This is a genomic window from Halomonas faecis (assembly GCF_010993975.1).
In the GTDB taxonomy this organism is placed as follows: domain Bacteria; phylum Pseudomonadota; class Gammaproteobacteria; order Pseudomonadales; family Halomonadaceae; genus Halomonas; species Halomonas faecis.
In genome coordinates this window covers 56,766-75,918 of sequence record NZ_JAACZO010000059.1, presented here as the reverse complement: position 1 = coordinate 75,918, position 19,153 = coordinate 56,766, and the positions used below count along the sequence as shown (strand labels likewise).

General features: G+C 65.7%; 16 protein-coding genes. 9 read left to right on the top strand and 7 right to left on the bottom strand.

Annotated elements, in window-relative coordinates; genetic code table 11:
- Positions 1-7: 7 nt before the first annotated feature.
- The 5 genes from GFD32_RS19240 to glnA form a co-directional block, all read right to left on the bottom strand.
- Complete coding sequence (locus GFD32_RS19240; RefSeq protein WP_163578194.1) at positions 8-970, bottom strand: hydroxymethylglutaryl-CoA lyase; 963 nt, start codon at positions 968-970, stop codon at positions 8-10.
- A gap of 96 nt (positions 971-1,066) precedes the next feature.
- Positions 1,067-2,479, bottom strand: a complete 1,413-nt coding sequence (gene ntrC / locus GFD32_RS19235) for a nitrogen regulation protein NR(I) (protein ID WP_163578193.1) — start codon at positions 2,477-2,479, stop codon at positions 1,067-1,069.
- Entirely contained in the window at positions 2,472-3,518 is a 1,047-nt protein-coding gene (gene glnL, locus GFD32_RS19230; RefSeq protein WP_163578192.1) for a nitrogen regulation protein NR(II), read from the bottom strand. Before glnL ends, ntrC begins: the two co-directional genes overlap by 8 nt.
- A gap of 212 nt (positions 3,519-3,730) precedes the next feature.
- The gene (locus GFD32_RS19225) at positions 3,731-4,321 is read right to left on the bottom strand and encodes a DUF4124 domain-containing protein (RefSeq protein WP_163578191.1); all 591 of its coding nucleotides are present in this window, start codon (positions 4,319-4,321) and stop codon (positions 3,731-3,733) included.
- 166 nt (positions 4,322-4,487) lie between these two features.
- Positions 4,488-5,894: a glutamate--ammonia ligase gene (gene glnA / locus GFD32_RS19220; protein ID WP_163578190.1), complete on the bottom strand. Its 1,407-nt coding sequence runs from the start codon at positions 5,892-5,894 to the stop codon at positions 4,488-4,490.
- A gap of 540 nt (positions 5,895-6,434) precedes the next feature.
- Here glnA and GFD32_RS19215 point away from each other — a divergent pair.
- The 8 genes from GFD32_RS19215 (at position 6,435) to GFD32_RS19180 (ending at position 14,963) form a co-directional block, all read left to right on the top strand.
- Positions 6,435-6,971 (top strand): glycosyltransferase family A protein, encoded by a 537-nt coding sequence (locus tag GFD32_RS19215; protein ID WP_163578189.1) that lies wholly within the window; start codon positions 6,435-6,437, stop codon positions 6,969-6,971.
- A 127-nt stretch (positions 6,972-7,098) separates the two neighbouring features.
- Entirely contained in the window at positions 7,099-8,949 is a 1,851-nt protein-coding gene (gene typA / locus GFD32_RS19210; RefSeq protein ID WP_163578188.1) for a translational GTPase TypA, read from the top strand.
- A gap of 118 nt (positions 8,950-9,067) precedes the next feature.
- Positions 9,068-9,391: a hypothetical protein gene (locus tag GFD32_RS19205; protein WP_163578187.1), complete on the top strand. Its 324-nt coding sequence runs from the start codon at positions 9,068-9,070 to the stop codon at positions 9,389-9,391.
- Positions 9,392-9,539: 148 nt separating this feature from the next.
- The gene (locus GFD32_RS19200; RefSeq protein WP_163578186.1) at positions 9,540-10,985 is read left to right on the top strand and encodes a sodium-dependent transporter; all 1,446 of its coding nucleotides are present in this window, start codon (positions 9,540-9,542) and stop codon (positions 10,983-10,985) included.
- A gap of 93 nt (positions 10,986-11,078) precedes the next feature.
- The gene (locus GFD32_RS19195; protein ID WP_163578185.1) at positions 11,079-11,849 is read left to right on the top strand and encodes an ABC transporter ATP-binding protein; all 771 of its coding nucleotides are present in this window, start codon (positions 11,079-11,081) and stop codon (positions 11,847-11,849) included.
- Between the two features lie 65 nt (positions 11,850-11,914).
- Positions 11,915-12,619, top strand: coding sequence for an ABC transporter ATP-binding protein (locus GFD32_RS19190; RefSeq protein WP_163578184.1), 705 nt, complete (start codon positions 11,915-11,917; stop codon positions 12,617-12,619).
- Positions 12,620-12,648: 29 nt separating this feature from the next.
- Positions 12,649-13,653: a branched-chain amino acid ABC transporter permease gene (locus tag GFD32_RS19185; protein ID WP_163578183.1), complete on the top strand. Its 1,005-nt coding sequence runs from the start codon at positions 12,649-12,651 to the stop codon at positions 13,651-13,653.
- Positions 13,653-14,963 carry a branched-chain amino acid ABC transporter permease gene (locus GFD32_RS19180; protein WP_163578182.1) on the top strand — a complete coding sequence of 437 codons (1,311 nt, stop codon included), beginning with the start codon at positions 13,653-13,655 and terminating at the stop codon, positions 14,961-14,963. Before GFD32_RS19185 ends, GFD32_RS19180 begins: the two co-directional genes overlap by 1 nt.
- A 39-nt stretch (positions 14,964-15,002) precedes the next feature.
- Here the strand turns inward: GFD32_RS19180 and GFD32_RS19175 are convergent, their stop codons facing one another.
- Together GFD32_RS19175 and GFD32_RS19170 are read right to left on the bottom strand one after the other, a co-directional pair.
- Positions 15,003-16,796, bottom strand: coding sequence for a methyl-accepting chemotaxis protein (locus GFD32_RS19175; protein ID WP_163578181.1), 1,794 nt, complete (start codon positions 16,794-16,796; stop codon positions 15,003-15,005).
- A gap of 222 nt (positions 16,797-17,018) precedes the next feature.
- On the bottom strand, positions 17,019-18,224 hold the full coding sequence (locus GFD32_RS19170; protein ID WP_163578180.1) for an ABC transporter substrate-binding protein: 1,206 nt from the start codon (positions 18,222-18,224) through the stop codon (positions 17,019-17,021).
- A 167-nt stretch (positions 18,225-18,391) separates the two neighbouring features.
- Between GFD32_RS19170 and GFD32_RS19165 the strand changes: the two genes are divergently transcribed.
- Positions 18,392-19,150 (top strand): dienelactone hydrolase family protein, encoded by a 759-nt coding sequence (locus GFD32_RS19165; protein ID WP_163578179.1) that lies wholly within the window; start codon positions 18,392-18,394, stop codon positions 19,148-19,150.
- Positions 19,151-19,153: the final 3 nt, after the last annotated feature.

Here is a 19,153-nt window from a genome sequence, read left to right as displayed (position 1 = left end):
CTGCGAGCTACCCCCTGGCCGCCAGCGTTCGGTCGGCATCGTGCGTGGCCAGCCGCGGGCCCGCCTTGGAAACCTGGGCGGGCAACTCGCGCCCCATCGAGCGGGACGCCAGCCGGGCAGCCTCGATCATGCCCTCCAGATCGATGCCCGTCTCGAGGCCCAGCTCGTCGAGCAGGTAGATCAGATCCTCGCTGGCGATGTTGCCCGACGCCCCCGGCGCGAACGGGCAGCCACCCAGCCCGCCGATGGCGCTCTCGTAGCGGTCGACGCCCAGCGCGAGCCCCTGCAGCACGTTGACCAGACCGATGCCGCGCGTATTGTGGAAGTGCAGGGTGGGCGAGACGGTCGGCGCCACCTGGCGCAGGTGTTCGATGCGCTCGGTCACCAGCGGCGGCGTGGCCATGCCGGTGGTATCGCCCAGCGACACGAAGCGAGCACCGAGGTCGGCGAAGTGGCGGGCGATGCGCCCCACCGCCTCGACCGACACCTCGCCCTCGAAGGGGCAGCCGAAGCTAGTGGCGATGGCGCCACGCAGAGCGACTCCGCTACCCTCCAGTTCACGGGCGATACGCTCGAAACCGGCCAGGGAGTCGGCCACACTGCGGTTGACGTTCTTGGCGTTGTGGCTCTCGGAGGCCGAGACGAACAGCACCACCGAGTCGACGCCAGCAGCGAGGGCCCGCTCGGCACCACGCTCGTTGGGCACCAGCGCGGAGAGGTGCAGGCCGTCGATCCGACGCACCTCGGCGACTAGCTCGGCAGCATCGGCCAGGGCCGGCACCGCCCGCGGGCTGACGAAGGAGGTGAGCTCGAACTCACGCACCCCCGCATCGACCAGCGCCTGCACCAACGCCACCTTGTCGGCGGTGGGCAGCGTCAGCGGCTCGTTCTGCAGGCCATCGCGCGGCCCCACCTCGGTGACGTGGACATGCCGCAACGAAGCGGGAAGCATGCGAGCATCAGCGGGCATCGAAGCTGTCCTATAGCATGATAGGTGAGAAGCCTCGACGCTACGGCAGGGCCGCCATCTCCAACAATGCGCCTTTCGTTGTAGACGCCCCGCCGCTCAGTCGGTATCCGCCAGCGACGGCAGCAGCGTCTTGAGCTTGCGGGTCAGGGTGTTGCGCCCCCAACCGAGCAACTCGGCGGCCTCACCCTTGCGCCCGCCGGTGTGCTTGAGCGCGGTCTCGATGAGGATGCGTTCGAAATCCGGGACCGCTTCTTCCAGCAGGTGGGTATGACCCGCCGCCAGCGCACGGTCGGCCCAGTCGCGAAAGGCCGCCCGCCAGTCGCCCACGCTGCCCTCGGCGGCGCCGGGTTGCAGCAGCTCCGGCGGCAGGTCTTCCACCAGCACTTCGCGCCCCGAGGCCATCACCGTCAGCCAGCGGCAGGTGTTCTCCAGCTGGCGCACGTTCCCCGGCCAGGCCAGGCGCATCAGGTGGGCTTCGGCCTCCTTGGTCAACACCTTGGTGTCGGTGGCCAGCTCCTTGGCCGCCTCGGCCAGGAAATGGCGCGCCAGACGCGGGATGTCCTCGCGCCGCTCGGCCAGCTTGGGCAGGTGCACGCGGATGACGTTGAGGCGATGGAAGAGATCCTCGCGGAAGCGCCCATCGTCCACCAGAGTCTCCAGGTTCTGGTGGGTGGCGGCGATGATGCGCACATCCACCTTCACCGGCGTGTGGCCACCCACCCGATAGAACTCGCCGTCGGCCAGCACGCGCAGCAGGCGAGTCTGGGTCTCGGCGGGCATGTCGCCGATCTCGTCGAGAAACAGGGTGCCGCCATTGGCCTGCTCGAAACGCCCCTGGCGCTGCGCGGTGGCCCCGGTGAAGGCGCCCTTTTCGTGACCGAACAGCTCCGACTCGATCAGATCGCGGGGGATCGCCGCCATGTTGAGCGCGATGAACGGCTGACCGGCCCGTGGACTGTGCTGGTGCAGGGCGCACGCTACGCGCTCCTTGCCGGTGCCCGACTCGCCGTTGATCAGCACCGTGATGTGCGACTGCGAGAGCCGGCCAATGGCACGGAACACCTCCTGCATGGCCGGCGCCTCGCCGATGATCTCGGCATGCAGGCCCTCCGGCGGCGTCACCGGGCGTTTGCGCTCACGGGCGTGGGCCACGGCCCGGCGCACCAGCGCCAGCGCCTCGTCGACGTCGAACGGCTTGGGCAGGTACTCGAAGGCGCCGCCCTGGTAGGAGGCCACCGCACTGTCCAGGTCAGAATGGGCGGTCATCACGATCACCGGCAGCTCGGGATGCGCCTCGCGCAGGCGCGACATCAGATCGAGCCCGTCGATGCCCGGCATGCGTATGTCGGTCACCAGCACGTCGGGCGGGTCGTCGAGCAGACGTCCCAGCGCCTTGTCGGCACGGTCGATGCTTTCGACCGCGATGTCGGGCTGGGCCAGGGCGCGCTCCAGCACCCAACGAATGGCGCGATCGTCATCGACGATCACGACGCGTGCGACGTCAGTCATGGTGCCTCTCCAAGGGAATCAGCAAACGAAATTCGGTGTGTCCGGGACGGGAGTCGCATTCGATCAGCCCCTGGTGCTGGTGCAGAATGCCCTGGGCGATGGAGAGCCCCAAGCCACTGCCATCGGCGCGCCCCGACACCATCGGGTAGAAGAGCGTTTCCTGCAGGCTCTCGGGAATGCCGGGGCCGTTATCGATCAGCGCCACCTCGCACACCAGGCGATGACGCTCGGCCCCCAGGGTGAACTGGCGCCGTGCGCGGGTGCGCATCAACAGCTGTGGCGATTCGGTGCCGGCCTCACGCATCGCCTCCACGGCGTTGCGCGCCACGTTGAGCACGGCCTGGATCATCTGTGCCTCGTCGCCGGGAAAATCCGGCAGACTGGGGTCGTAGTCGCGCTCGATGCACACGTCGGGCGTCTCGGCCACCAGCAGCGCACGCACCCGTTCCAGCACCTTGTGGACGTTGAGCGGTGCATGCTGGTCGATCCGGTTGGGTCCCAGCATGGTGTCCACCAGGTCGCGCAGACGGTCCACTTCCTCGACGATGACGTGAGTGAACTCCTTGAGAGCCGGATCCGCGAGGTCGCGCTCGAGCAGTTGGGCCGCTCCGCGTATGCCGCCGAGCGGATTCTTGACCTCATGAGCCAGCCCGCGCGACAGCACCTTGATTGCCTCCTGGCGGTTGAGCAGCGCTTCTTCGCGGGAAATGCGCAGCAGCCGGTCACGTGGCTCCATCTCCACCAGCAGCTCCTCGGCAGAGAGCGGCGTGACGGTATAGTCGATGGTCAAGGTCGCGCCGCCCAGCAATGCCAGACGCACCTCGCGCTGGGTGAACGGGTGGCCGTCGTCACGGGCCTTGGCCAGCACCTCGTGCATGCCATCATCCACGGGCAGCAGGGCTGGCAACGGCGTGCCGGTGACGCGCCCCAGGCTCACCGCCAGCAACGCCTCGGCGGCGGGGTTCATCCAGCGCACGGCAAGCCGCTCGTCCAAGAGCAGCACCGCCGTGGTGAGGTGTTCCAGCAGGCGTCGATACATGGGTCCTTCCTCGCTGAGCGGCTGCACCTGCGGCGAGCAGGCGCGCCGACATGGCGCAGCCGCAGGCTGTCATGGAGGGATTTGCAAGAAGTGCGCCAACTCCGCAAGGCCGCCATGACGGCCTTGCGGAGGAACAGCACGACACACGATGCACCAACATGGTGCATCAGCGAAAGACCGGTCGGCCACACCTGGCCGATACGGTGCGCGGGTCAGTCACTGTTAGCGGGGTTATTGGGATTCTGCGGCAGGTTGACGCTGGCACGCTGAACATAGAGGGTCACCGGATCACTGCGATGGCGCACGTCACCGTTCGCATCCAGCAGCTCGGCCTGCAGTACGTGTTCGCCGCGGGGCAAGTCGTTGAGCAGGAAGGCGTCGGTATGCAGGGCACTCTGGCTGATCTCGCCATCCACCAGCAGGCGCACGCGATGATCCTCGCGCAGCGGCGGCTCGATGGCGAGCTCCACCGCCACCTTGCCTGCGGCCCCGGTGGGCAGGGTTTCCTCGTTCGCCGGTGCGGCGATGCCGAAACGGTCGTAGGGCATGAACGGCGACGATTCGCTCGCCGCCTGCCGCTCTCCCTCGGATTCGACCGGGGCCGACGAGGCCTCATCGCGCTGTACCTCGCCTCGTGCCGGCACCACGGTGAGCGGCTTCAGCTCCACCTTCTCGCCGCCACGCTCGGGGTTGTCGGTGAACACCACGTTGCCTTGTTCGTCGGTGGTGCGGTAGACGGTGGTCGCGCCAGCCGGAGCGGCCAGGATCAGGCCCAGAACGATCGACAACAGCGTCTTGATCATCGGTATTTCCTCGCAGTGTGGCGGGCTCGTCGCAGAGTGCCACGCCGGCGGCCAGGCATGCCAGACCCCGTATTGACGGCAACCAGACACGACAGAGGCCCCGCCGCGGCGGGGCCTCTCTGCCGGCGCCACCAGTGGGCGGCGCCGCAACGGCGAACCGGCTGGTTCAGCAGCTGTAGTACATGTCGAACTCGACCGGATGGGTGGTCATGCGCAGGCGCTCGACGTCTTCTTCCTTGAGCTCGATGTAGGCATCGATCATCTCGTCGGTGAACACGCCACCTTCGGTGAGGAAGGCACGATCGGCATCCAGCGCTTCCAGGGCCTGGTCGAGGCTCTCGGCCACGGTCGGGATGGCCTTGCCCTCTTCCGGCGGCAGGTCATAGAGGTTCTTGTCCATGGCGTCGCCGGGATGGACCTTGTTCTTGATGCCGTCGATACCGGCCATCAGCATCGCCGCGAAGCACAGGTAGGGGTTGGCGGTCGGGTCGGGGAAACGCAACTCGACGCGCTTGCCCTTGGGGCTCGCGGTGTAGGGAATGCGGATGGAAGCGGAGCGGTTGCGAGCGCTATAGGCCAGCATGACCGGCGCCTCGAAGCCCGGCACCAGACGCTTGTACGAGTTGGTGGAAGCGTTGGCGAAGGCGTTCAGGGCACGGGCGTGCTTGATGATACCGCCGATGTAGTAGAGGGCCATCTCGGAAAGCCCCGCATACTCGTCACCGGCGAACTGGTTATCGCCACCCTTCCAGAACGACTGGTGCACGTGCATGCCGCTACCGTTGTCGCCGACCAGCGGCTTGGGCATGAAGGTGGCGGTCTTGCCGTAGGCGTGGGCCACGTTATGCACCACGTACTTCATCTCCTGCAGCTCGTCGGCCTTCTTCACCAGTGTATTGAACTTGACGCCGATCTCGTTCTGACCCGCGTTGGACACCTCGTGGTGATGAACCTCGACGGTCTGGCCGATGGCTTCCAGGGTGTTGCACATGGCACCGCGGATATCGTGGAAGCTGTCCACCGGGGGCACGGGGAAATAGCCGCCCTTGACGCGCGGACGGTGGCCCAGATTGCCGCCTTCGAGCTGGCTGTCGGTGGCCCAGGCACCCTCCTCGGAGGTGATCTTGTACATGGCGCCTTCGATGTCGGCCTTCCAGTGCACTTCGTCGAAGATGAAGAACTCCGGCTCCGGGCCGAAGAAGGCCGTGTCGCCCAGACCGCTGGATTTCAGATAGGCTTCGGCACGCTTGGCGATGGAGCGCGGGTCGCGGTCATAGCCCTGCATGGTGGCCGGCTCGATGATATCGCAGCGCAGTACCAGGGTGGCATCTTCGGTGAAGGGGTCGAGGAAGCCCGTGCCATCCTCCGGACGCAGGATCATGTCGGATTCGTTGATGCCCTTCCAGCCGGAAATGGAGGAGCCATCGAACATCTGGCCGTTCTCGAAGAACTCCTCGTCCACGTCCCGTGCCGGGATGGTGACGTGCTGTTCCTTGCCTTTGGTATCGGTGAAGCGCAGATCGACCCACTGAATGTCGTGTTCTTCGATCAGGGCGAGCGTCTTGGCAGACATGATGTCCTCCGTTTGAGCGATGGTTCGAGCGTCGGTCGCTTTCGATGATCCGTGGCGCTGATGAAAACCAGCGTCGGTTGTATCACGCCATGAGCTTCCCGCCCACGGCTGCCATGCACGATCATGGCGCTGACCATTACAATGCAGGCAACGTGCCAATCTTGCACCGCCTTGACGAAGCCAAACCTATCCCACTGAAATAATACGGCTTTTCAAAGCGCTCTAAAGGTGCCTTGCCTATCGTTCCGTCATTCTAGCGTCCGTCGCGGTCTACTGAAGGGAAAAACCGCACCATGAAGGCGCAGAACCGGATGAGCCGGCACCAATATAGTGCAATGCGACGACAGAAAGACTCACCGTGCGGCTAGGCGCCGCCTCTTCGATATGCCACTCGCCCCCTCTGCGAATAAAAGACGTGCCCACCATCGCACCAGTTGCAACTTTTCATGACTGAACACTACACTTCATTACAGAGCAGGCATGTCCCGCTCCGTCTTCGTGCCCGCCGGATGATCGTCGACATGTGGAGCCTGTCCTGCCATGACCCTCAGCTTGATTCTCGATGTGCGAATGATGGGTCATCGACTCCCTCGGCAGCTCCATGCCCTCCAGCGCCTGGCGCACAGCCAGGCCGAGCCCTTCGAGTTGCTGGTGGCCGACGACACCGGCGATGCGCGACTGCCGCGCCTGGCGGAACGCTATGGCGCCCGGCTGCTTCCCTGTGAAGGCACCCCGCTTGGCGATCGTCTGAATGCCGCCGTGGCACACAGCCAGGGCAACATCCTGATCTTCCCGGCTGCGGATGCCCGGCTGACCCCCGACTGGCTGGCCCAGGTGACCGAGCGCATCGAGCGCCAGCAGGACGACGTCGCAGTCTTCACCGCGCGCCCGCTCGGCCGTCTCGCCCGCCTGCATCGACGCCTGCGGGGCCAGCTCCCTGCCGAGACGCTGTGCATGGCGCGTAGCTGGTTCGAACGCATCGGTGGCTTCGACCCGGCGCTGGACCAGGAAGCGCTGCCCAATCTCCTGGAACGCCTTTACGCCTGTCAGGCACGCATCGACCGCTCATCGGCGTGACCACCTTTTCGCTATTCCCCCTCCCTGCTTGTCTGTACAATGCGCCACCACTCAATCTCCCCTCACCGCGCCCAGGGCACGCCTCACCGGTGTACAAGCGGTGCGAACCGATCTACGAGCGACACCTATGAGCACCCAAGCCAGCGGCTTTCGCATCGAAAGCCTCCGCAACATCGCCATCATCGCCCACGTCGACCACGGCAAGACGACCCTGGTCGACAAGCTGCTGAGCCAGTCCGGCACCCTCGACCGCAAGGCCGAAGGGCAGGAGCGCATCATGGACTCCAACGACCAGGAAAAGGAACGCGGCATCACCATCCTGGCCAAGAACACGGCGATCCGCTGGCAGGCACCCGACGGCGAGGACTACCACATCAACATCGTCGACACGCCCGGACACGCCGACTTCGGCGGCGAGGTGGAGCGCGTGATGTCGATGGTCGACTCGGTACTGTTGCTGGTCGACGCCGTGGACGGCCCCATGCCGCAGACCCGCTTCGTCACCCAGAAGGCCTTCGACCAGGGACTCAAGCCCATCGTGGTGGTCAACAAGATCGACCGCCCCGGCGCCCGCCCCGACTGGGTCATCGACCAGATCTTCGATCTCTTCGACAACCTGGGCGCCAGCGACGAGCAGCTCGACTTCCCGATCATCTACTGCTCGGCACTCAATGGCATCGCCGGCCCCGAGCCGGAGGAGCTGGCCGACGACATGACGCCGATGTTCCAGGCCATCGTCGACATCGTCGAACCGCCCAAGGTCGAGATCGACGGCCCCTTGCAGATGCAGATCTCGGCGCTGGACTACTCCAGCTACGTGGGCGTCATCGGCCTGGGCCGCATCACCCGCGGCGCCGTGAGGCCCAACCAGCAGGTCGTGGTGGTCAGCAAGGAGGGCCTGGAGCGCCGCGGCAAGGTCGGTCAAGTGATGACCCACCTGGGCCTGGAGCGCGTGCAGACCGACCAGGCCACCGCCGGCGACATCATCTGCATCACCGGCATCGACTCGCTGGCCATTTCCGACACCCTGTGCGACCCGAACGTCGTGGAGTCCCTGCCGCCGCTCTCCGTGGACGAACCCACCGTCTCCATGACCTTCCAGGTCAACGACTCGCCCTTCGCCGGGCGCGACGGCAAGTACATCACCAGCCGCAACATCAAGGATCGCCTCGACCAGGAACTGATCCACAACGTGGCATTGCGCGTCGAGCAGGGCGATTCGCCGGAGAAGTTCAAGGTCTCCGGCCGCGGCGAGCTGCACCTCTCGGTGCTGATCGAGACCATGCGGCGCGAAGGCTTCGAACTGGCCGTGGGCCGCCCCGAAGTGATCATCAAGGAGATCGACGGGATCAAGCAGGAACCCTACGAAGAGGTGATCATCGACTGCGAGGAGCAGCACCAGGGCGCCATCATGGAAGAGCTCGGCTACCGCAAGGGCGAGCTGACCAACATGAACCCCGATGGCAAGGGCCGCGTGCGCCTCGACTTCATCATCCCGGCGCGCGGGCTGATCGGCTTCCGCGGCCAGTTCCTCACCCTCACCTCGGGTACCGGCATCCTCACCAGCCGCTTCGACCACTACGGGCCGCTCAAGCCCGATGCCGCCATCGAGCGCCGCAACGGCGTGCTGGTGTCCATGGTCGACGGCAAGGCGCTGGCCTACGCGCTGTATGCCCTGCAAGAGCGCGGCAAGCTGATCATCGATCACGGCACCGAGGTCTACGAAGGCATGCTGGTGGGCATCCACAACCGCGCCAACGACCTGGTGGTCAACCCCACCAAGGGCAAGAAGCTCGACAACATGCGCGCCTCGGGGAACGACGAGAACATCGTGCTGACGCCGCCGGTGAAGTTCACCCTGGAGCAGGCCATCGAATTCCTCGACGACGACGAGCTGGTAGAGGTGACCCCCAATCACATCCGCCTGCGCAAGAAGCACCTCAAGGAGCACGAGCGCAAGCGTGCCAGCAAGAAGTAAGCCTCCAGCGCCCGCCCTCGGCGGGCGCTGTCGTAGGCGGAGCAACCCGACGCTGGGCGTGGCGCACCGAGCGGGCTACCCTTGAGCTGCCACGCCCTTTGCCGAAGAGGAAACCGTCATGCACCGCCACGTGGAGTGGGACGACCCCGGCGCCGACAGCGTATTGCGCCATTTCGAACACGACCCCACCGGCTACTCCGAGCCCGGGCCGGGCGACATTCTCTCGGCACGCTATTGCGGCCGGGTGGTACGCATTCGCGTCGAGGCCTATGTGGATGCCACCAGCATCGGCGAGGTGGTGGCGATCATCGACCCGTCCAGCGGCGAGCGCCGGGAAAGCGTGGACAAGCTGCACCGGGGCGATACCGTACGCCTGCCGGACGACCGCCGCGCCTTCGAGCCCAGTCCGACGGATGGCCGGGCGACCGACGAAGACTCATGATCGCTGCCCGGCGTCACCTGGCCTAGCCCAACGCACCCTTAACGCTTGACCGCTGGCAAAGACGGACGTTTCTGGCACAGTTAAGCTCGTTTACCCAAACGCGATGTTCCACCGGCCCACAAGGCCGCTACCGACCGCTGGACCCTCAATGAGCACGCACAACGTCTGGACACACAAGGGCACCTTCCTGCTGGCCGCCGTCGGCTCCGCGGTGGGCCTGGGCAATCTGTGGCGCTTTCCCTATCTGGCCGGCGAGAACGGCGGCGGCGCCTTCATTCTCATCTACGCCCTGACCATCTTCGCCGTGGGCATTCCGATCCTGATCGCCGAGATCATGCTGGGGCGCGCCAGCCGACAAAGCCCCATCATGGGCATGCGCCACCTGACCAAGACGCACGATACCTCACGCGCCTGGGAAACCATCGGCTGGCTGGGGGCCGCTTCGGCCTTCCTGATCCTGAGCTTCTATTCGGTGATCGCCGGCTGGGCGATCCACTACACCTGGCAGATGCTCACCGGCTCGCTGGCCGGCGCCGACGCCGAGACCATCGGCGCCGGCTTCGACGCCCTGCTCGCCTCGCCGGGGCTGCTCACGCTCTATCACACCCTGTTCATCATCGCCTCGGGGCTGATCGTCGGCCTGGGCATCCACAGGGGCATCGAAAGCAGCCTGCGCATTTTGATGCCGGCACTGTTCGCGATCCTGCTGGTGGTGTTGGCCTATGGTATCGCCAACGGCGACTTCGCCGCCGCGGCCAGTTTCCTGTTCACCTTCAACATCGCCGATCTGAGCCTCGAGGGCTGGCTGGAGGCCATGGGCCAGTCGTTCTTCACCCTAAGCCTCGGCATGGGGGCGATCATGGCCTACGGCGCCTACATGTCCGGCGAGGCCTCGCTGACCCGCACCGCCTTCGCCATCGCCGTGGTCGACACCGCGGTGGCCATGATCGCCGGCCTGGCCATCTTTTCGCTGGTGTTCGGCGCCGGGCTGGATGCCGGCCAGGGTCCCGGGCTGATGTTCGTCACCCTGCCGCTGGCCTTCGCCGAGATGCCCTTCGGCGCACTGATCGGCGGCGTCTTCTTCATCCTGGTGCTGGGGGCGGCCATCAGCTCGTCGATCTCGCTGATCGAGCCGGTGGCGGCCTACCTGGTCGAGCGCTTCGACCTCACCCGCCCCCAGGCAGTCACCCTCATGGTGGTGGCCAGCTGGGCGTTGGGGCTGCTCACCGTGGTCAGCTTCAACCTGTGGGCCGAGGGTACCGTTTTCCACGCCCTGTTCGGCCGCAGCGCCTTCGGCTTCATCGAACTGCTCACCAACATCTTCATGCCGCTGGGCGGCCTGATGATCGCCCTGTTCGCGGGCTGGGCGTTGACCCATTCCGAGGTGATGAAGGAAATGCGCACCAGCGAAGGCTGGTTCGCCACCTGGCGTTTTCTGGTGCGCTTCGTGGCGCCGGCCGCGGTGGCCTTCGTCTTCCTGCGCAGCATTCCCCAGGTAGAGGGCTACCTGATTCCGGCCATCGGCGCGGTGGTGATCGTCGGCGCCTTCGCCGCCGGACGCACCTTCCTGGCCGACGCCAGCCAGGAGCGGTGACGCCGAACCGGCCAAGACACCGAACCGAGGCGCCACACATCCAGCGACGGCGCCAAACGACAACAACAGTGACAAGCAGGGGGCGTACCCCAGATGGCAGCCATCATCGACGTCAGACACGTCAACAAGGCCTTCGGTGGCCTCAAGGTCATCGACGACTGCTCGATCCAGGTGGAGCAGGGCTCCATCACCGGGCTGATCGGCCCCAACGGCGCCGGCAAGTCGACGCTGTTCAACATCATCGCCGGCGCCTTGCCGCTGGACAGCGGCCAGGTCCTGCTCGACGGCGAGGACATCACCAACCGTCCCGCCAACGAACTCTTCCACAAGGGACTGCTGCGCACCTTCCAGATCGCCCACGAGTTCTCCCACATGACGGCGCTGGAAAACCTGATGGTGGTGCCGCCCAACCAGGCCGGCGAGAACCTGTTCGATGCCTGGCTGAAGCCGGGAATGGTTCGGTTGCAGGAAGCCGAGGTACGCCGCCGCGCTCTGGAAGTGATCGACTTCATCGGCCTGCACCACGTGCGCAATGAACTGGCCGGCAACCTCTCCGGGGGGCAGAAAAAGCTGCTCGAGCTCGGCCGCACCATGATGACCGACGCCCGCGTGGTCCTGCTCGACGAGATCGCCGCCGGGGTCAACCGCACCCTGCTGGGCGATCTGGTGAGCAACATCGAGCGCCTCAACCGCGAGATGGGCTACACCTTCCTGGTCATCGAGCACGACATGGACATGATCGCCCGGCTCTGCGACCCGGTGATCGTGCTCGCTCAGGGCAGCGTGATGGTGCAGGGCACCATCGAAGAGATTCAGAACGATCCGCAGGTGATCGAGGCCTACTTCGGCTCCAACGTCGCCTGAGGCCGCCCTCGCGGGCCGGCCCGGCAACAACAACACCACAACGATCCTTACGCTGGGACATCACAATGCCATTACTCGACGCACGCGACGTGCACGGCGGCTATGGCGGCATGAACATCCTCAACGGGGTGAACATGGCCATCGAAGCCGACGAGATCGGGGTGATCGTCGGCCCCAACGGCGCCGGCAAATCCACCATGCTCAAGGCCATCTTCGGCCTTCTCGCCGTCAACCAGGGCGAGATCCTGCTGCGCGGCGAACCCATCCACAACCTGCCGGCCAACAAGCTGGTGCAGAAAGGCATGGGATTCATTCCCCAGGAGAAAAACATCTTTCCCAGCCTCACGGTGAAGGAAAACCTGGAGATGGGCGCCTTTCTCAAGCCGCACAACACGCGACGCATGCTCAAGAGAATCTACGAATTCTTTCCGCCGCTCTACGACAAGCGCCACCAGCCCTCCGGCGAACTCTCCGGCGGCCAGCGCCAGATGGTCGCCATGGGCCGCGCGCTGATGGCCGAGCCGGACCTGCTGCTGCTCGACGAACCCACTGCCGGTCTCTCGCCGCTCTACATGAACGAGATCTTCGAACGGGTGAAGGAAATCAACGCCGCCGGCGTGGGCATCCTGATGGTGGAGCAGAACGCCAAGCAGGCGTTGGCCATCGCCGACAAGGGCTTCGTGCTGGCCGCCGGCCAGAACCGCTTCACCGATACCGGCGAGGCCCTGCTGGCCGATCCGGAAGTCGCCAAGAGTTTCCTGGGCGGCTGAGCCCGGGGCCGAATTCTGGAGAGAACGTCGTGAACGAACTCGTCTTTTTCATCAACAACGTGGTGATCGCCGGCAGCGTCAGCGGTTCGATCTACGCGATCGGCGCGGTGGGCGTCACACTGGTATTCAGCATCATGCGCTTCGCCCACTTCGCCCACGCCGACATGATGACCTTCGGCGCCTTCATGGTACTGCTGCTGACCACGTTGTTCCCTACCGCGGGCAGCGCCGTGGGACTGCCCACCGCCGTGGTGATGCTGCCCCTGGCCATGGCCCTCACCGCCGCGCTCGCCGTGGGCATCGACCGCAGCTTCTACAAGCCGCTGCGCGCTCACGGCGTGAAGCCCATCGTCATGGTGATCGGCTCGCTGGGCGTGACGCTGATGCTGCAGGGCCTGATCCGCCTGTTCGCCGGCACCAGCGGGCAGAGCCTCTACGTGGATGACCGCAAGGAGATATTCCGCCTCGCCCTGCCCTTCGAAGGGGCGCGAGCGCCCATCGTCATCACCGAGCCGCAGATCATTCTGTTCGTGCTGACCATCGCCGCCGTGGTGGGGCTGCACGTCTTTCTCACCCGCTCGCGACTGGGCAAGGCGATGCGCGCCATGTCCGACAACCCCGACCTGGCCCAGGCTTCCGGCATCAACACCAACCTGATCGTGGCCGTCACCTGGGTGATCGCCGGGGGGCTGGCCGCCATTGCCGGCACCCTGCTGTCGCTGGACGTGACCTTCAAGCCGGATCTCAGTTTCTTCATCCTGCTACCGATCTTCGCTGCGGCCATCGTCGGCGGCGTGGGGCACCCCTTTGGCGCCATCGCCGGGGGCTTCATGGTCGGCTTTGCCGAAACCCTCGCCGTCTTCAACTGGTCGGTGCTGCTGCGCCCCTTCGGTGACAGTCTCCCCGAGTGGCTCGCCCAGAGCGGCAACCTCGCCTTCGTCGGCACCGAATACAAGATCGTGGTGCCCTTCTTCATCCTGGTGGCCATCCTGGTATGGCGGCCCACCGGCATCTTCAAGGGGAAGGTGATCTGATGAGCACGCAACGCGAACAACGATCCGACCTCGTGGCCACCCGGTCGCGCCTACCCAAGCGCGAACTGACACTGTTCGTTGCCCTGCTGGTGGCCGTGCTGGGCGTCTATGCCGCGATGGGCACGGCCTACAGCACCCGCATGCTGGTGGAAGCGGCCTGCTACGCCATCCTGGCGCTGGGGCTGACCATCCAGTGGGGCTATGCCGGCCAGTTCAACGCCGGGGTGATGGGTTTCGTCGCTCTGGGCGGCTTCTCGGCCATGTTCTTCAGCGTCCCCGTCAACGAGGCCTTCTGGTCTAGCGAGCTACCCGGCGAACTCGGCCTTGGGCTGCTCTACCTGGCATTGGCCATACTCGCTGTCTTCGCAACGAGCCGGCTCGACCGTCTCGGCGTACCCCGCAAACTGCGCACGCTGATCACCATTGCATTGGCCGTGGTGCTCTACCTGGTCGTCATGAGCGAGCTGCGTGTCGTCACCGAAGAGATTCATAGCCGAGTCGACTTCATCGGCGGCCTTGGACTGCCAGCCTGGACGGGCTGGATCGTCGGCGGCGCGCTGGCCGGCGGCATAGGCTACTTCATCGGCAAGGTCTGCCTGGGGCTGCGCAGCGACTATCTGGCCATCGCCACCCTGGGCATCGCCGAGATCATCAAGGCCTTCCTCAAGAATTCCGAGTGGCTGACCCGCGGCACCGCCACCGTCTCACCGCTACCCTGGCCCACGCCGGGGCCAGCAGAAGTCGGCTTCACCCTGGCTCGGGCGCTCTATCTGTCGCTCACCGCGGTGCTCATTGCCGCCATCTTCTTCCTGCTGCACCGCGCCTACCACGCTCCCTGGGGGCGCATGATCCGCGCCATTCGCGACAACGAGACATCCGCCGCCGCCATGGGCAAGGACATCAACCGCCGGCGCCTGGAGATCTTCGTACTGGGCTGCATCCTGATGGGTATCGGCGGTGGCGTGCTCGGCTCGTTCAACAGCCTGTTCGACCCGCAGGGCTACCTGCCGCTCAACCACACCTTCCTGGTGCTGGTGATGGTCATCCTCGGCGGCCCCGGCAACAACCTGGGGACGATCTTCGGTGCCGTGGCGGTGTACATCATCTGGATCATGTCCGAGCCCCTGGCGCTGTTCCTGATGCACTCCGCGGTGGACATCGGCCAGGCCATGTTCGGCTGGGATGCGCCCGGCAACCTGGACAGTCGGGCGCTACAGGCGCGAGTCTTCGTCATCGGACTGCTGATCACCCTGGTGCTGCGCTTCGCGCCCAAGGGGCTGCTGCCCGAGAAGGTCAAGCACCACGACTGAATGCGAGCGGCCCGGAGCGCAAACCCCGGGCCGCTCGCCTCAGAAGGTCTCCCACTCGGGTTCTTCCGCTCTCTCGGCCGCCTGTCGTTCGGCCTGGCGCGGCCGGGGTTCCGGCTTGGGGTCGCGCTGCGCCTCTGCCGGGGCCGGCAGACCGGGCGCTGGCTCTGACTCGCGCGGTGCCGCATTCGGCCCTTCCGAGGCATCCCCCAGCACGAAGCCGCTGATCAGCTCGTTGAGCTGCTCGGCCTGGCGGCGCATCTGCGCCGCGGTGCCCGAGCTCTGCTCGACCATGGAGGCATTCTGCTGAGTCATGGTGTCGAGCTGGCTGACCGCCGTGTTGACTTCGCCGATTCCGACGCTCTGCTCCCGCGAACCGGCGCTGATCTCGGAAATCACCGCGGTGACCTGATTCACGCTGTCGAAAATCTCGCGCATGGTTTCGCCAGCGCGCTGCACGATGCGCGACCCATCCTGCGCCTGGGATACCGACGACTCGATCAGTTCCTTGATGTCGCGGGCCGCATCCGCCGAACGTTGGGCCAGCTTGCGAACCTCCTGAGCCACCACCGCAAAGCCGCGACCGTGTTCGCCGGCACGCGCCGCCTCCACCGAGGCATTGAGCGCCAGTATGTTGGTCTGGAAGGCGATGGAGTCGATCATCGACACGATGTCGCCGATCTTGGCCGAAGACTGGTTGATGTCATCCATGGTTCGTTCCACCTCCTGCATCGCCGACTGCCCCTGCTGGGCCACGTCGGCGGTGGAGGCGACCAGCTGATCCGCCTGCTGCGCCTGGGTCGAGGTATTCTCCACGGTGGAGGTGATCTCCTCCATGGCCGATGAGGTTTCCTGCAGGTTGGCTGCCGCCTGGTCGGTACGGGTGGCCAGCTCCTCGCTGCCCTGGGCGATGTCGTTGGCCGCGTAGTACACCGAAGTGGCACTGTTGCGGACATCGCCGAGCATCGCCTGCATGCGCGCCAGGAAGGCGTTGAACTGCTCGCCCAACTCGCCGATCTCGTCGCGGCTACGCACCGCCAGGCGCCGGGTCAGATCGCCCTTGCCGGCCGCGACTTCGCTGGCGATTTCCTTGATGGTCGATGCCGTGTAGCGCACCTGGTTGACGGTGCGCCGTGCCAGCCACATGGCCAGCCCCGCGATGATCAGGTTGGCCACCGTGCCCACGGCCCACAGCCGAATGAGAGAGGTCACGAGCTGATCCATGGCCGCCTCTTCGATCTCGACCATCGCCGCTTCGATGTCGGTGACGTAGACGCCGGCGCCGATCACCCAGTCCCACGCCTCGACGCGATCCGCGTAGGAGTGCTTGGGCTCGGGCTCGCCGGTGCCGGGATGCGGCCACTCGTACTGGTAGTAACCGCCGCCCTGGGCGGCGAGCTCCGCCATGTCGCGGATCATCCGCTTGCCGTTGGCATCGGTGGCATCGAGCATATTGGTGCCCACGCTATCGGGGGCGGCCGGCTGAACCAGCATCTCGCCGTCCGCCCGGTAGGCAAAGACGTAGTTGTCGTTCTCGAAACGCAGGCTCTCGAGCAGCTCGATGGCGCGCTGCTGGGCCTCTTCGGTATCGGGCACCGTGGCGGCAATCCGTTCGACCATGGAGACGGCCAGCTCGACGTTGCTGCGCACGCCACGCTGGCGCGCCTCGAGCAACAGGTCGCGCTGCTGTTCGACCTGGGCTTCGTTCGCCTGGACGCGTTCGTACCCCTCGACCAGCAGCAGGCAAGAAGAAGACACGATCAACGGCATGAGAACGAGCAGCAGGATCTTGACCTGCAGGTTGGCTGTGACGAAGTGGAGACGGCGTGAAATCATGGGTATCGTTCCTTGTTCGAATTGGAGGCTCGGGTCTGCGCCCGATGACCGGTCACACCGTCAGGGGAAGCCGTTTTATCGTTATTCACTAGGCGCCTTGTAACCTACAGCACCGCACAGCAGATTCAAGCGCCTCATCGCCGGGCCATGACATCAGACAAGAAAACCCCGGTGGGGCGGACCCACCGGGGTTCGATTTGGTGCACTGCGGCAGCGTGACGCTTACAAATCCAGCTGCCCCTTGCGCACGAACTCGCCGCCTTCCACGGCCATTTCGACCACCACGCCGGGCACGTCGCCATTCTCGTCGAACTCGTGGCGACCGGAGGCCCCTTCGTAGTTGATCTCCTCGCCATCGGCGATCAGCTGCACGGCCTTCTCCCACTCACCGGGCAGAATGACCTCACCGGGCTCGCTGGCCACGCTGCGCAGCGCCTCGGAGAGCCCTTCGCGCTCGGCATTGCCGTTCTGCTCGATGGCCAGGGCCAGCAGGAAGGCCGCATCGTAAGCCTGGGCGGCGAACACCGCTTCGGGATCGATCTCGGCGGCACGTGCCTGCTCTTCGAACAACGGCGTGCCGGGCAGATCGGGGCTGCCGGGCCGCGTGGCGATCATGCCTTCGAGCACGTCGTCGCCCACGGCGCCCACCAGGCTGTCGCCGACCATGCCGTCGGCCCCCACGTACTGGGTGAACATGCCGCTCTCGTAGGCCTGGCGCAGCACGGTCTGGCCAGACGTATCGGCATAAGCCAGCACCACCAAGGTCTCGGCGCCGGTGGCCGAGAGGGAACCCAGCTCGGAACGGTAGTCGGCGCGATTGTCCTCATGGGCCAGGTTCTCGGCGACGGTGCCCCCTTCGGCTTCGTAGGTGGCGACGAAGGAATCCGCCAGGCCGCGGCCATAATCATTGTTGACGTAGGTCACCGCCACCGTGTCGATGCCCTTTTCGATCAGCAGTTTGGCCAGCATCTCGCCCTGGAAGGCATCGGAGGGCACGGTACGGAAGACGAGGTCGTTGTCCTCCAGCTCGGACACCGCCGGCGCCGTGGAGGCCGGCGACACCATCACCACGCCGCCGGGAATCGCCGCGTTGTTCGCCGCGGCGATGGTCGCCCCGGTACACAGGGCGCCCACGATGGCCGTCACCTGCTCGGAGTTGACCATGCGGTCCGCCGCGTTCGAAGCCGCCGAGGCATCGCCGCAAGTGGTATCGCCGCTGGGCATCACCAGTTCCTGGCCACCCAGAATGCCCCCTTGCTCGTTGACCTGGGAAACGGCCAGCTTGGCCCCGTCGAAGATGGGCGGCGTGAGACTCTCGATGCCGCCGGTGAAACCGCCCAGGAAACCCACCTTCACTTCTGCCTGCACGGCGCCGGCAAACGCCACGCTGGACGCTGCCACCGCCATCGCCAATACGCTCTTTTTCATGTTGTTCCGCTCACTGTTGGCTCATGTAAGGGTTGCCCCCTTAATCTGGAAGGCAAGACGTCAAAATACAAGCCGGCCTCACCAACGCTTGCCTTGCCCCTCGCCCCCTCTGCCTATACTGGGGGTTCGGACCAGCCACTAGAATCGACCGCTACGAGGAGCCCAACATGCGCCCGCTGACAACCTCACTCACTCTGCTCTGCGCTCTCGGCCTAGCCACCGGCGCCCACGCCTTCGAACCCGCCGGCGAGGACATCGCCTACGAGATCGGCGACGACACCTTCGAGGGTTACTTCGCTTCGGGCGGCGACATGGCCCGCGGCACGGTGCTGATCGTTCACGACTGGAACGGCCTGGACGACTACGAACGCCAACGCGCCGACATGCTCTCTGAACTCGGCTATGACGCCTTCGCCGTGGACCTCTTCGGCCAGGGCAACCGCCCCGAGACCACCGAGGCGCGCCAGGAAGCCACCAACGCGCTCTACAGCGACCGCGAGCGCATGCGCGAGCTGACGCTGGGCGGGCTCGCCGAGGCCCGCGACCGGGGCGCCGCGCCCACCACCCTGGTGATGGGCTACTGCTTCGGCGGCACCGTGGCCCTGGAGATCGCCCGCTCCGGCCTGGCGGACGACGTGGTCGGCTATACCAGCTTTCACGGCGGCCTGGGCACGCCCGAGGACCAGTCGTGGCCGGAAGACACGCCGCCCCTACTGATCGCCCACGGCGGCGCCGACACCGCCGTGCCGATGGCCGACGTGGCCACTCTCGTGGAAGAACTGGAAGACGCCGAGCTGACCTACACCGTCGAAATCTACTCCGGTGCCCCGCACGCCTTCAGCGTGTTCGACACCGAGCGCTACCAGGAGCGCGCCGACAAGGCTTCCTGGGCCGCCTTCACCGACTTCCTGGAGGAGATTCTCTAATCC